Source organism: Bernardetia aquimarina, assembly GCF_042180575.1.
Taxonomy (GTDB): Bacteria; Bacteroidota; Bacteroidia; order Cytophagales; family Bernardetiaceae; genus Bernardetia.
The window spans coordinates 2,668,253-2,683,147 of the sequence record NZ_CP170094.1 but is presented as its reverse complement, the minus strand read 5'-3'; the positions used below and the strand labels follow the sequence as shown (position 1 = coordinate 2,683,147).

The following is a 14,895-nucleotide window of genomic DNA, read 5'->3' as shown; positions in this document are numbered from 1 at the left end:
ATTAATTCTCTTCTGTTCCTAACATCTGACGCATTACTCGTTTTTCAAGATTTAGAAGTGATGTGTCATTTGGTGCAAGTAAAATAGCTTTTGTTATGCTTTCGTACGCCTGTTTTTCTTTATTTCGCTCTAAAAGGTAAATAGTTTGGTTTTTTATTTTATTGACTTCTATTTTGACATATTCATCCAAAACTTCAAGGTGAGTTTTGACTAAAGCAGAATTGTAATTGGTAGAGTCAGCTTGTTTGTAATATTTGTAAGCCTCTACAAATTTCTTTTTCTTGAAAGCATTCTCTCCTTCTTCTACTAGCTTTAAAAATATATCTTTTTGGGGAATAATACCTTCTATTTTTTTTATTTCTGTATTTACTTGTATTTCTTGGGCAGAATCTGCAAAGTCTAAAGCAATCGTATAATTTTTGAGAGCCTCTTCATAATTGGTAGAGTTTTTTTGATAATTAGCTGTTTGGAAATAATTCTGAAACTTGAGTAATTTTTCTTTTTCATTGGTTCGTATCAAAGAATCTTGTGCTGTTTCTAAGGCTTGTAATTGAGCATTATTTTTTAAGTTTAAAGAATGCACCCAAATTCCCAAACCACAAGCCCCCAAAAGAGCAATAATAGCAAGTGTAAGAAAAACACGCAGCCTTAAAATAGTCTTTTCTTGTTTTCTTTTTTGTTCATTGACAGACTTTATACTCTCCGAAATAAAATCTTTTTGAATAGATGTTGCAGTGGGGATTTTGTTATGCTTTTTACATTCTTCTATCCAGTTTTCTGCAATAGCAAGTTCGTTTCCTCTCAAAAGAAAAGCATAATTTTTTTCATTAGTATTCCATTCTAAGGCTTTTTGTTGGTATTTTGAGTGTTTTTGTGTGTGTTCTCTATCTATATTTAAGGCTCTCAAAAGTTCTCTAAACTGTTGTCCGTTATCAGCTTGAAGTTCATTATCCAAACCATTTTTAGAAAAATCTATCCATTGAATATGGCTAGGGAAATAATTTGGCATTTCTTTTACTTCTTTCAAACGAGCCAAAATAATTCGTTTGCCCATAGATAAAGCATGCAAAACTTCATCTTTACAATACGGCGAAGAAATAGAAGCAGGAGAAATAATAAATAAAAAATTATCAGAGGTTTCTATTCCATTTTTGATTTCTAAGCCAAAATCCGAACCAGCAGGAATACATTCTTGGTCAAACCAAGTTGTTCGTCCATTGAGTTGAAGTTCTTCATTAAGCCAACGAGCAAAATCTCCATCATTACGAGAATAAGAAATAAAGACTTCATTACTGAGTGTTCCTATTTTAGTAATGCTTTCTTCAATAAACTTTTCATGTAAATCTGTTGGTGTATTTAGTTTGTTATTGGTGGTATTATTTCCTTGTTGTTTTCCTTGATTGAGCCACGTTTGAGCTTTATCTAAGTTGTGTCCACGAAGCAAAATGGCATCGTTTTGATGCTGTTCTTCCCACTTTATAGCCTGTGCAAGATAGCGTTTATGATTTCTGTAATAATCGTAATTATCCTCTACAATACAGATAAGTTCGTTTAAATCTTTTTCAAAATCTAAGTTTTCTGTAAAATTATCTTCTACTCGGTTGTCTGTCAAATCAATATAGGAAGAAGAAAGTAAACGCAAAGCCTCTGGTAATTCTTCTGTATTGACTTCTTTTGCCAAAACTACAATAATTCGTTTATGAAAAGTAAGAGCAAAACGAAGTTCTCTCAAACAATCTGAATTTTTGGCAGATGAAGGCGAAAGTACAAAAACAAAGTTATCAGCTTGAGCAATTTGTTCTTTTATTTCCTCAGTATAATTAGAGGCATCAAAACCTTTTTGAGCTTCTCTTTGTATAGAATTATTTGGCAAAACCACTGTAATTCCTGCTTTAATCAATCCTCTACGAATTTTCTGAGTTTCTTTTTTTTCTTTTGAAGAAAAGCATAAGAAAACTTCTGACATCAAATTATCAGCATTTTTCTTTGATTCTGTAATAAATTCGCTATGTAGAACAGAAGGCAAGCAAGGAGGCTGTTTGGGTGCAATAAAGTGTTTGGTAAGCCAATTTTGTGCTTCTTGCCTCTTTTCTCCTACTAATAAAAGACTTGTTTGTCTTCGATTATTTTCCCATAAAAGAGCTTTTTGAAGTAATTCTGTATGAAGATAAACGTACTCTTTTTGTTTTTCAATGACTTTTAAAATACTTTCAAAACTACCTTCAAAACTATCAATATCTTTTCCAAAAATAGGAATTGAATTTTCTTTTATAAAGTCTAATTCTTCGTGTTTTCTCCAACAGTTTTCGTAAGTAAGTTGCCAATTATAAAGCTGATTGATATTATCTTCTGAAAGCTGCTGCCGAGCATGTACCCAGTCTGTCTTCCCTAAAAGCTCATGCGAACGGTTTAGAACATCTTTTTTAGAAAAAATAGGCAAAACATCCATTCCATTGGCTTCATAAAACTGTACCAAAACACTACGTTCTTCATAGGATAGAGGAGCATCTTTTGTATCAAAAATTACATTTTGGTCGACTGGAATAACTCGTTTTCCCAGCTTTCTAGCATATTCTAATTCTATCAAACAGTAAGCAGAGGTAAGGCAGCGAGGTGCTAGAATAAGGATGAAATTATGAGCAGACTCAATCCCATGGGAGATACGTTTTGAATAATCATCACCATCAGGAATATTAACCTTATCAAACCAAATTTCATAGCCTTTTAGCTTCAAAGATTGATATAACCTACCTACAAAGCCTAAACTTTCTCTTCTTCCATACGATATAAAGGCATCTTTTGTCATACAAATGGCTTAAACTAAAGAGTTTGATTGAATTAGAATGAAGCTAAAGTACAAATTTTTATTTTAAATCAATCTAATACACCAAATTTAATCCACCCACTTAAAAAAACGTTCCCAACGCACTCTAGCCCAATCTTTTATTCCATCTGCTGGCGTTTGTGAATGATAAATGACTAGAGGCGTTCCGATAAGGTGGTCTTCTGGTACAAGCCCCCACATACGAGAGTCTGATGAGTTGTGGCGATTATCTCCCAAAACGAAATAATAATTTTGCTTGAAAATATAATTTTCAACGATTTTTCCATCAATCATTAATTTATTATCAATTATTTCTACATTTTTATTGTATTCATATTTTTTGATAATTTTTTCATATAAAAGTAATGTTCCTTCATGCATGGCTATTGTATCTCCTTTTTTGGGAATATAATATGAACCAAAATAATCTCTATTCCAGCCTAGTTTTTTACTACTCTCAGTCATGGAGTTATCAGAAATATCATTTTGTTCAAAGAACTTAGGTGTAATTTCATCAATTCTCAAATCTTGTCGTAACTGATTGGCAATTTTTGGAGTTGTATAAAGTAGATATATTTTTACTTTAGGTGTTTCCTTTATCACACTCTCTACTTTTTTATTTTTGCCTTTTTTCTTCTTACTATTTTTTATTTTTTTGATGCGTTTTACTTCTTTGCTTTCTGTTTCAATTTCCCTCCAAGTCTGTACATCTGTATAATGAAATAAATTTTCAGGTTTTTCATTTGTCTTGACAATATAACTAAGCTGCATATCAGACGGATTGGGTTGCCATTCACTATTTCTAAAAACATCTTGACGCATAATCTGAATTCTATCTCCTGCTACTCCCACACAACGTTTTATATAACATGTTTTGTCTTCTATGTTTTCAGCACTATCCAATGGATAATAAAAAATAATTACTTCTCCTGCTTTTACTTCTCTTAGTTTGGGTAATCTATCAGGTAAAAAACTAGCAAAATCAAAACCTGCCTTTTTTGTGCTTTCATTCTGTTTTTTATGAGGAATTTTTGCACCAAAAGGAAGTTTGTTACAGACTATTTTATCTCCTCTCAGAAGTGAACCTTCCATAGAAGAAGTAGGAATAATGAAATACTCTAAAGCAATTTGCTTTAAAGCAAATAATGAAATACAGATAAAAAATAAAAAATAAAGGCGAAACCACCATTTTTTGGATTTTGATTTAATTCTTTCAATTCTCTTAATTTTCATGGTAATTTTTATAATTATTGAGTAAGCAGCTATAATAATCTTTTACTAACAAATAGGATTTTTATTTTATTCAAAAAATATCAGTTTTGAGTGAATAAAAGGAAGGCGTTCTATTGATTATTCAATCTATATCTAAGCAGTTGCACAAAACAAGCCATAAATTTTATTAGAATAGAGCAAAATTGTTTTTTATTGACTTTTTATAGAAATAATTAACTTTATTCAGAATAATAGACTGTGTTTTATTATTTATACGAAATTTTATTCTGCTTAGTTGTTGTTTGAAAAAGTGTCTTTTTGTAAAGAATTAAATTATTTGTATCTTAATCTACCCTAAATTCCTATTAAGAAAAATACTACCAAATTTATCTATTAAATCAATTTTAAAATGTCTAAATCTAAAATCTTTTTTATTGTTCTTTCTGTTCTTCTTCTGATTGGAGGAAGTCTGTATGGCTATGAATATTTTACTAATAAATCTATTATCGAAAAAGCTGATACTTTATATCAAAAAGGAAAGTTTGATGAAGCACTTGCCGTTTACAAAACAACTAAAAATGGTGTTTTTGATACACATAATTACGAAGCTTGGTCAGGAGAGCATGATATAGAACGCATAAAAAAAGATATTATTCCTATATTAGAACGAGCTAAAAAAAATATTAAAGGTAATAATACAGACTCCTTGTTGGTGGCATTCAAAAGTCTGAAAAATATTAGTGAAGGTTATAGGTCTCATGGTATTGAACCTATTTCATTAAATAAAGAAATTACTCAAAACAGACAATTAGCAAAAGATAAAATACTTCTTTTAGCCAAAAAAACTGAAACACAAAATCCAGCAGAAGCTATAAAATTATATTCAGTTTTTGATTATAATGAGGATAATTATAAAACCTGTCAAACCAAAATAAATACTCTTTACAAACCAGCCATTCTACAAAAATACAATGAAAAAGACTATACAGAAGCACTTGTATTATACAATAAAATGGATATTGCAGACAAAGAGAGATACAAAAGTGATCTGAAAGAACCTATAAATCACAGCCGATTAGAAGCTGCCAAAAAATACGAAAAATTTGCTTTGCTTACTTATATGAATGGAGAAATGCAAGATGTAGAAAGAGTGACTAAACTTCTTTTGGAAGTAGATTCGACAAGTATGTATGCACCAGCAGCCAAAACAGAACTTGAAAATCTCAATCAAGAAGTAGCTTACAGTATGGCAACAGAAGAATATAAAGCAGGAAATCTTGATGAATCACTTCACTTCTTTGCTCAAATTCCACCAAAATCTCCTCATTATGAAGATTCGAAAAGCAAAATAACTGAAATTTCTAGCAAACTAGAAAAAGAACACAATGATTCTTATCTAGCCAAAAAACGAACAGAAGCCTATGCAGAAATCAAAAAACAGCTTTCTCCTTATTTGAATAATAAAACTACTTATTCAGTTATTCTGGCTGATGCAATGGATATTAGTGATAAAAAGCTCAAATATAATATCATTTATCAAGACAAATCTGTTCCAACTACAAAGACAACAGGTTTTATGAAAGTGAGTGATAGTACATACAATTTTTTCTTAGATGACGTAGGAATGGAAATTTTGTCTAATAAAGGACAACAAATAACACAAGCAGGATATAGTAATTATGTAGGAAATACTCAATACGGAACGTGGAGAGAAAATGATGAAGGTTCTTTTTGGGAATTTTACGGAAAATATGCACTTCTGAGTACACTTTTCAATTCAAATCGAATATATAGAGATGATTATTCTACTTATAATCGTTATTACCGAACTTCTAGTCGTCCTTATTATGGAAGTGTTTATGTTCCTTTAAAATCAGCAGTCAGACAAACCCCACGTTTTCAACAAACAGTAAATAATCGTTCTCAAAAAAGTTGGTTTTATGCCAAAAGTGCGCCCTCTCGTTCTTCTACAAAAAGCTCAAATACAGCCAGTACAAATAGTAAAAGTTGGTATTATGGAAGACAGCCTATGAAACGCAGCAGTTATACAAGCAAATCGACGGCTGCAAATCGAAGTAGTTATGGACGTTCTTCTTATTCTTCATCAAGTTCGGGAAGTAGTTATTCAAGTAGAAGTAGTGGTTCTTCTTCTTCGAATAAAGGTTATAAATCTAGCTCTTCTTCAAAAAGTTCTTCTAGTGGTTATCGTTCTAGTTCGTCTTCTAGTTCTTCATCACGTACAACACGTTCTAGTTCGTCTTCTTCTCGTTCTCGCTCTTCTTCTAGTGGTGGAAAGTAGAGAAAACAAAATTTTATTTTTTTAGCTCCTTAAAAACATAAGTAAAAAGTTTAGCGTTTATAGTTGTAGATTATTTCATTCACTAAACATTCTATCAAATTATTCAGCAAATTATGACAAAATTAAAATCATTTTTTATTCTTCCTTTTTTATTTAGCATTTTACTTTTTCTAGGTGCTTGTGATAAAGATGGTAATATCAACTTTTTTTCTATCGAAGAAGACCTCAAAATAGGTCAGCAAGTAGCAGCCGAAATCGAAGCTGATTCTTCAACTATTATTTTAGATGAACAAGAATACGATACAGCATATAGATTTATTAGAGCTATGACAGAAAAAGTTTTGGCTTCAAATGACATTCGTTATCGCTCAGAGTTTCCTTGGCAAGTCAAAATTATTCACGATGATAATACTTTAAATGCCTTTTGCGCCCCAGGGGGATATATTTATGTTTATACAGGACTGATAAAATACCTAGACACAGAAGACCAACTTGCTGGTGTAATGGGACACGAAATTGCACATGCAGACAAACGTCACGTAACTGATAACATGACAAAAGCGTATGGTTACGAAACACTTTTTGCAGTCTTCTTTGGTGATGACCAAGGCACATTGGCAGGAATTGCAAAGGGATTAGTAAATCTTAGTTATAGCCGAAAAGCAGAGCGTGAAGCTGATGATTTCTCAGTAAAATATCTTTGTGATACAGAATATCAAGCTAATGGTGCAGCAGGTTTTTTTCAAAAAATTATCAATGAAGGACAAAATAGCGCACCACCAGAGTTTTTGAGTACGCACCCAAATCCAGATAATAGAGTAGAGGCTATCAACAACAAAGCGAGAGAAGAAGGTTGTAGCATTAGCCCAAGTGGAAATGATTACGCAACTTTTAAGGCTTCACTTCCTAGGTAATTAATTACAGATTACGGATTAAAAATTACGAATCCTTATTTCAATACAGAAATAAGGATTTTTTGTTCAAAAAAGAAATTTGTAATTGTATTTCTCCTCAAACTCTTCATTCTCTGTGATTCGAAATTTTTTTTCTTCAAAATTTGGCAACAAAAAAACATATACCCAAATCCAAGGAGAAAAATAATGTCCTACGTGTAAAGAAAAATAAACTCCTACGTGAAAACAAATTCCTACAAAAATCAAAGTAAGCCTAATGTATTTATTTTTATGAAGAATAAGTAAAAAGCTAGTTTCCCACAAGATTGTAAGAATAGAAAGAAATGTAATTAGAAGAGGATAGTTTGATAAATGTTGTCCTAAATCAGTAGGAGAGTTTTGTAAATAACTCAAAAGAGCATTTCCGTTTATCCATTCCCAACCTCCAATAAATATTTTTTCAAGTCCAGAAGAAGTATAAATCAATCCAATAGCTAAAAAAAGTAGGTAATTTTGAGAAATTAACTTTGCCGTTGTCCCCATTAACGACCACCTACCATTATAAACCCAAAAAGGAAGCAATATACAAACCCAGTTCCAAGTAGCATAAGTATGTTCAATCTTTCCAAATCCATATAAAAAACCTTGTAGATAAATAAATAAAACGGAAGACAAAACTACACAAAGAAATAACACAATTTTGAATAGAATTTGGTTTCTAAAAAATAAAGCAAGTAAGCAAAAACTAATTCCTATTCCAGTAATGACTTTGAGAAAAATGAATGAATTTTTGAGAAAAGAACGTGAAGGAAAAGAAGGTGATAGGAATTTATAAAATGAAATTGGTTCATACAAAACAGCTATTTGAGCATATTCTGTCAAAATCTCTAGCCATTCATTTGAAAGTAAAACATTCGAAATTAAAAAATAAATAATCAAAAAATACTGACTTTTGCGTGTTATCTTTTGTGAATAAACAGAATTTTTGATAAAAAATAGTTTTGTTTTTTGATAGAATTTTGGAATAAGTAAAAGAGAAAAAACAGAACTGACAAACAAAAAACGAATAGCTATTTGGTCAGATTTTTTGATAAAAAAAGAAGCATCAAAACGATATTTTTCTGTTTTTAAGCGTGGATAAATATCTTCAACTAGATTTGAAAACCAATTACTAGAATTCGTAGCAGTATCAAAATAATCTACTGTATAATTTCGAATCCAAAACCAATATAAAAGTTGAGATAAAAGTATCAAAGAAAATGTAATCCAAAATCTATATTTCTTACTAGAATTCATTAATTAAAACTTAATTTGAGAATACACACAACGAATCTAACTTATTATTCTTATTATCTGAATTTTGTTTTTGAATGACGTGATACCATTTCCAGTTGAGTTTTTTTCCACTTTTTAGATTTTCTTTCAAATTTATTTTATTTCTTATTATTTCATCAAAAACGTTTATAAAATCGGTATGTTTCTGTTGATAATGATGTTTTCGGAGTTGCATTTCAAAAGCATTTGCATTGAGAGGAATATTTTGTGGTCGTAATTCTGTAAAGTTACTATCTGTTTCTTTTTTGTAGAAAATATAAAATTTTTCATACTGCGCTTGATACTTTATAGGTTCGGCAAACATTCCAAAACGATGAAAAGGGTAAATGTCTTTCAAGAAAATAAAGGGAAGAATAACCCCTACAAGAACAAAAATAAAAAGGAATATTTTTTTTTGAAAAAACACAAGTTTTAAAAGTTAATTACTTCTAGTAAAAATCAAACCAAATATATAGAATTCTTATTTAGTTTTTTCAAAAATAAACGGTTGTCTGACAATTTTTGCACCTTATTGATTTTTTCGAATTTTGAACATTGGTGGTCGTCGGTGGAGACACCGACAACGGCTATAACCTGCCGTTGTTGATCCCACCAACAACATCGTGCAAAAATTGTCAGAGAACCAAATAAACTATTGATAATGATAAATATGAAGGCATTCAAAATTTAGTGTATTTGTCCTATAAATCAAAATATTTATTTTATTGTAATTCTTTTTTGATTAATTTGAGGTTCAATTATAAACAAAATTATAAAAATGATAGCTAAAACTTTTGGAGCATCCGTAGTCGGTGTCGAAGCAAATATTATAACTATAGAAGTCAATGTTATTAAAGGAACAAAAATCGTAATTGTCGGCTTGGCTGATAGTGCTGTCAAGGAAAGTGAGCAGCGTGTCGAATCTGCTGTCAAACAATTAGGATTTCGTATTCCTCGCCAAAAAGTAGTTGTCAATCTTGCACCTGCTGATGTCAGAAAAGAAGGTTCTGCTTATGACTTACCGATTGCACTAGGCTTGCTTGTTGCTTCTGACCAAATCACAGCTCCCAATTTTGATAAATATATTGTTTTGGGAGAGTTGGCTCTTGATGGAAAACTACGCCCTATTCGTGGTGTTCTTTCTATTGCCATCGAAGCTAGAAAGCAAGGATTTAAAGGTTTTGTTTTGCCTAAAGAAAATGCAAAGGAAGCTGCTATCGTAAATAATTTGGATATTATTCCTGTCGAATCATTAGAAGAAGCAGTCGGTTTTTTTGAAGATGAACTCAATATTGAACCATTAGTAATCGATACTAGAGAAATTTTTAGTCAGCAAAAAAATGAATACGAAGCTGATTTTGCAGATGTACAAGGACAAGAAAATATAAAACGTGCTTTAGAAATTGCAGCAGCAGGAGGGCATAATGTAATCATGATTGGTCCACCAGGGGCAGGAAAAACAATGCTTGCCAAACGTTTGTCTTCTATTTTACCTCCTCTAACACTTCATGAAGCATTAGAAACAACAAAAATTCATTCTGTTTCTGGACATTTGGGCGAAAATGCTGCACTTGTTGCTACTCGTCCGTACCGTTCGCCTCATCATACAATTAGTGATGTTGCTTTGGTTGGTGGTGGTGGAAATCCTCAACCAGGAGAAATTTCACTTGCTCACAATGGAGTTTTGTTTTTAGATGAATTGCCTGAATACAAGCGTAGTGTTTTGGAAGTGTTGCGCCAGCCTTTAGAAGATAGAAAAGTTACTATCTCAAGGGCTAAAGTCTCCGTAGAATTTCCTTGTAATTTTATGCTGATTGCTAGTATGAATCCTTGTCCGTGTGGATATTATAATCATCCAGAAAAAGAATGTGTCTGTGGAACAGGCATCGTGCATCGATATTTGAACAAAATTAGTGGTCCTTTATTAGACAGAATTGATTTACATGTAGAGGTAACACCTGTTTCTTTCGATGAAATGACGGCAAATAGAAAGGCTGAAAGTAGTGAAGAAATACGAAATCGTGTCATCAAGGCAAGAAAAATCCAAGAAGAACGCTTTAAAGTGATAGATTCTGTCCACTCCAATGCCATGATGCCCTCCCAAATGGTAAAAAAGATTTGCAAGATAGATGAAACAAGTAAAATCCTCTTAAAAAATGCAATGGAAAGATTAGGACTTTCAGCAAGAGCTTATGATAGGATTCTGAAAGTTTCTAGAACCATTGCAGACCTTCAAAATAGTCCAACTATACAAACAGCACACATTGCAGAGGCTATTCAGTTCAGAAGTTTGGATAGAAGCGATTGGGTCTCATAGCCTCTAAAATCATTTTACCATTGTATTAAGTAAAGTCTAAAGTCAAAAAATTAACTGACCAACAGTCATTTTATTAACGCTACGTGTAATTTAAAAAATTGTTTGACTAAAAAAATAGATTTTTTGAGCAGATTTTTAACTCTTATGTAAGAATTAAGTGAAGATTACAGTTTCAGAATAAAGTATAAATTACATCACTTATAATAAGGTCAGATTCTGTAAAAAGGGAAAAATACAGAATTTATTTTGGTAAAAAGGCTGTTTTACTTTAGTGTCAAAAAGACAACCTACTGAAAAACAATTAGTTAGAATTTGGATAAGTGAATGATAAGGTCTTACCTTTGCATCCGTTCACCATCAACTCTAAATATGATATATGTCAAAATAGTTACTTTGTCAATTTTTGTTTTATTCATTACATCGTTCAATTCACCTTCTAACACGCTAGTCATTCAACCGACTATCAGTTTAGAAGACGGCGATGAAGATGATTTTATAGAAAATGAAGTAAAAGTCCTATATACATGGGATAGTCTTATCACTCGCATTAAAAGCAGAGAAGGACTTATGTTAGAGCCTTATAATTGTGCAGCAGGCTATCAAACTATTGGTTATGGTCATTTGATTACCAAAAGAGATAGCGCACTTTTAGGAGGCATCACTGAAAAGCAAGCTGATTCTTTATTGCTTCATGATTTGAATTACTCTAAAAGATGGGTAAAGAAAAATTTGAAACTAAAAGGCACAAAGCTCATAGCAATTACTAATTTTTGTTTTGCTTTCGGAACTTCCAAACTTTATCGTAGTACGTTGTATAAAAAAATACAAAATAAGGAAAAGATAAATGAGGAAATCTTGCGTTGGGTTAATATCAATGGTTCGCCAAACCCCAACTTGCAAGAAGAACGTGAATTTGAATTATGGCTTTATACAGCTAATGATAAAAAATCAAATTCAAGTCAAAGTTTGAGTCATAATTCTGTTGTAGAATCTAAAAATCAACTGAATTAAATAAACTCTACTCAAAAACACACAATTAAATACTTCCAAAACCTGTTTATTCAAATAATGGGTTATTATAATCTAAAAAACCATTTATCTAAAGTTAATTACTTTTTGATAAATGGTTTTTTTAATTTTGGTACTCAAAAACTCAAGTAATAATTCAAACTCCACCAAAAATTATTTTTCAAAAACTCATCTCCCAAAGAGCTAATACGATAATCTATTCCCATCTCTAATTTGTTTTTGTCTGTAAAAGCAAAACCTAGAAAAGGAATGAGTCTAATTTCATTATTCCATTCTTGATTTTGTAGAGAGATTAAATACTCATTATTTACTTTTAAGTAAAATTCTTTTGGATTGAGTTTATTTCCCTTTAAAGGTCTATCAAAAGCTAAACGGTAACGCCCTCTAAATTCTGTTTTTTGGTTAGGTCTAAAAGTTTGGTCAGTAGAAAAACGATGTACTATACCTAGAGAATTATATTTTTGAGATATGATGAATTGTTGGAATAGTCGGTTATGATGTTCATTATTTCTAAACCTAGTCAAGTATCCTACTGCCAATGAGGTATTCAAACTTACTTTTCTATTTACTAGAATAGAAATATCTGTCAAAACATAATCAACATTTGTTTGAAACATTTCTGAATTGGAAAATTCGCCTTGATATGCAGAAAAACGAACTTGTGCATTTGTACTAATTTTCCAGTTTGGATTTAACTTTTTTGTTAGTGTAAATGAAGGAAGAACACCAATAGTATAAGTAGATTGAGCTAGAGAACTAAATAAAATGCTAAAAAATAAGCCCACAACTAAAATTATATCTTTCTTTATCACTGCTCTTAATATTCTAAATGGTCAGTATTTCTAAAATCAAATTGTAATTCTTGTTCAAAATCTCCTTCTTCTGAAAATAAATATTCATAAAATAGAGTTTGAGATTTTTTTTGCCCCTTTAATACAATTTCATATTTGATAATTAGATTTTTAATAGTAGTCTTTAAATTAAGTAAATCCGTTGAGTTTCCACTATACTGAATCTGAATTTTTTTGATTTTATGTTTTTTAAAATTACTATTTAGTTTTTGACAAATTTTATGTTGAGTAGAAATAGGAATTTGTTTCCATTTTATTTCTAATTCTATATCTTCTAGTTGCCCCAACGTATCAAACTCAATACTGTACTTTTTTCCTTCAGATTTGGTTTTGGCTTCATACGTTTTTCTGTCATAATCTTGTTCGACAAACCATTTTATTTTTGAAGAAAAATACAAAGAGTCTATAAATTCTTGAGCAGCAAGAGGAGCATTTTCTTTGTCTATTCGTTCTTCTATTTCTAGTTTAGATTGTGAATAAGAATAAAAAGAAAAAAATAATAAGAAAATAAGGGTTAAAATTATTTTCATTTTTTAAGAGTTTTTGCTTAAATAACAGTTACTTCTTTTTCTACTTCTTCAATAACAATAGATTTTTCTATTCCTTGATGTTGATTAATAATTCTTTGCATACGTTTCTGACGATACCACGTATCAAATTGTTTATAGACATAAGCAGTCAATGACATTGCACCAAAGAAAATAGCGACCGTAGTATTAAAAAACAAAAGACTGGTAATTATGATAAATAAGAAAAACAAAACACCCATATTTCGGAGAAAACTCATATAAGCGATGACAGGATGTACTTCTTTGATAAGGTCAGCAGCTTGCAAGACGAGTTGAGATATTTTACGATTCAGCACAATCAAACGCTTATCTAAAAGCGTGTTATGAGGAGATTGTAATTTAAGAATATAAACTTCTTCCTCTTTATCATTGTAAGAACGTGCAAGGCGAACAGTATTATCAATCTGTTCGGCTGTCTTGCTAAACTTTAATCGTGCTGCAATAACCATCAAGAAAAATAAAGCACAAAGAACTGTTTGAAACATTATCAAAACAAGTAAATGCTCTGGATCAGTAGTAAAAATGTGATATTCTTCTAATTTTTTGAATTCAAAGACAATTAAATCAAGCATAAACTCAACGATATTGTAACCAAAACGACGCATACTAACATAATTTAATCTATCTGTATCTGATGCAATAATTGTCAAAAAACCTGAGAAAGTAAGTGCGCCAAACATAACACTCTCTAAGATATAGGCTTCTACTCGGTTCATGAGGTTTCTAACTTCGCCTTCTATTTCTAAAATTTCTGTATCATTCGTATCTATTGGATTGTTTTCTATTTCATTTATTTTGTCTATTTGTAAGTCGGATTCTAAAAGTTCTGATAAATTATCTTTTCTACGACTGGCTGCACTAATTAGAGCTTGAACTGGACGAAATTCGGAATCAGGAACACTAAAATGAGAAATAAAATATATCCAAATACCATATACAAAAAAAGAAAGTGTTCCTGCAAAACCTATTAAATTAGCCTTATAACCATCAAATACTATCTTATCAAAGGAAGCCGAAACTACCATATAAGTAAATGTAATAACAAAAAAGAAGCGTAACAACATAGAGAATGAAGAGCCTACAATTTCATATTTTCGTTTTTTATAAATCAATTCCCAAAATTGTTTCCAAATAAGTTCAATAGAATCTGGCATGGAATATTTGGGGTCATTATTGACACGAAATACATATTCTCTCCAAAAAACAAAACCAAGTGTAAAAATAATAATCAATAACTGTAGAGAGAAAAAGAAAATCAAATGTGAACCTTGAACACTTTCTCCAAAAATCAAACGATAACTACCCAAAGAAATCCAACGTAAGAGATAATCAAAAGTCAGTGCTTTGAGTGATAAATCAATGATATGAATTTTTTCTTCTTGTGTTTTGTTGTTTGTCAAATTATTTGAAGTAGAGATGGACATTTTTATATAAGAATAATTATAGAACTATCGATTAGCATTTTATTAGTATTTTATCTTAAATTTATCTACAAAGTAAATACCGAGAGTTAATAATCAAAGACAGAAGAGTATATTTTTCGTCAAATGAATTGATTTACTAGATTAAATAAATTTAGTTCTAGGT

The 14,895-nt window shown here is 30.8% G+C and carries 11 protein-coding genes; 4 read left to right on the top strand and 7 right to left on the bottom strand.

Translation table 11 applies throughout. The features are described 5' to 3' along the window. Position 1 precedes the first annotated feature (1 nt). Positions 2-2,806, bottom strand: a complete 2,805-nt coding sequence (locus ACE193_RS11380) for a toll/interleukin-1 receptor domain-containing protein (RefSeq protein WP_375563094.1) — start codon at positions 2,804-2,806, stop codon at positions 2-4. An 87-nt stretch (positions 2,807-2,893) separates the two neighbouring features. After that, entirely contained in the window at positions 2,894-4,057 is a 1,164-nt protein-coding gene (gene lepB / locus ACE193_RS11375) for a signal peptidase I (protein WP_375563093.1), read from the bottom strand. A 388-nt stretch (positions 4,058-4,445) separates the two neighbouring features. Between lepB and ACE193_RS11370 the strand changes: the two genes are divergently transcribed. Beyond that, on the top strand, positions 4,446-6,335 hold the full coding sequence (locus ACE193_RS11370) for a hypothetical protein (protein ID WP_375563092.1): 1,890 nt from the start codon (positions 4,446-4,448) through the stop codon (positions 6,333-6,335). Between the two features lie 113 nt (positions 6,336-6,448). Beyond that, entirely contained in the window at positions 6,449-7,249 is an 801-nt protein-coding gene (locus ACE193_RS11365; RefSeq protein WP_375563090.1) for a M48 family metallopeptidase, read from the top strand. Positions 7,250-7,315: 66 nt separating this feature from the next. Here the strand turns inward: ACE193_RS11365 and ACE193_RS11360 are convergent, their stop codons facing one another. Beyond that, on the bottom strand, positions 7,316-8,524 hold the full coding sequence (locus tag ACE193_RS11360; RefSeq protein WP_375563089.1) for a hypothetical protein: 1,209 nt from the start codon (positions 8,522-8,524) through the stop codon (positions 7,316-7,318). Between the two features lie 10 nt (positions 8,525-8,534). Next, a complete protein-coding gene (locus ACE193_RS11355) occupies positions 8,535-8,900 on the bottom strand; it encodes a hypothetical protein (RefSeq protein WP_375563088.1) in 366 nt (121 codons plus the stop codon). 420 nt (positions 8,901-9,320) lie between these two features. On the opposite strand from ACE193_RS11355, the gene ACE193_RS11350 reads away from it, so the two are divergent. Next, positions 9,321-10,859 carry a YifB family Mg chelatase-like AAA ATPase gene (locus ACE193_RS11350; protein WP_375563087.1) on the top strand — a complete coding sequence of 513 codons (1,539 nt, stop codon included), beginning with the start codon at positions 9,321-9,323 and terminating at the stop codon, positions 10,857-10,859. A gap of 369 nt (positions 10,860-11,228) precedes the next feature. Continuing rightward, positions 11,229-11,870: a lysozyme gene (locus ACE193_RS11345; RefSeq protein ID WP_375563086.1), complete on the top strand. Its 642-nt coding sequence runs from the start codon at positions 11,229-11,231 to the stop codon at positions 11,868-11,870. 134 nt (positions 11,871-12,004) lie between these two features. On the opposite strand, the gene ACE193_RS11340 is transcribed toward ACE193_RS11345, so the two are convergent. From ACE193_RS11340 to ACE193_RS11330, 3 genes are read right to left on the bottom strand one after another with little or no spacing between them, the layout of a single operon-like run. Beyond that, positions 12,005-12,700, bottom strand: coding sequence for a DUF2490 domain-containing protein (locus ACE193_RS11340; protein WP_375563085.1), 696 nt, complete (start codon positions 12,698-12,700; stop codon positions 12,005-12,007). Between the two features lie 5 nt (positions 12,701-12,705). Then, positions 12,706-13,269, bottom strand: coding sequence for a hypothetical protein (locus ACE193_RS11335; protein WP_375563084.1), 564 nt, complete (start codon positions 13,267-13,269; stop codon positions 12,706-12,708). Between the two features lie 17 nt (positions 13,270-13,286). Then, a complete protein-coding gene (locus ACE193_RS11330; protein ID WP_375563082.1) occupies positions 13,287-14,732 on the bottom strand; it encodes a hypothetical protein in 1,446 nt (481 codons plus the stop codon). Positions 14,733-14,895: the final 163 nt, after the last annotated feature.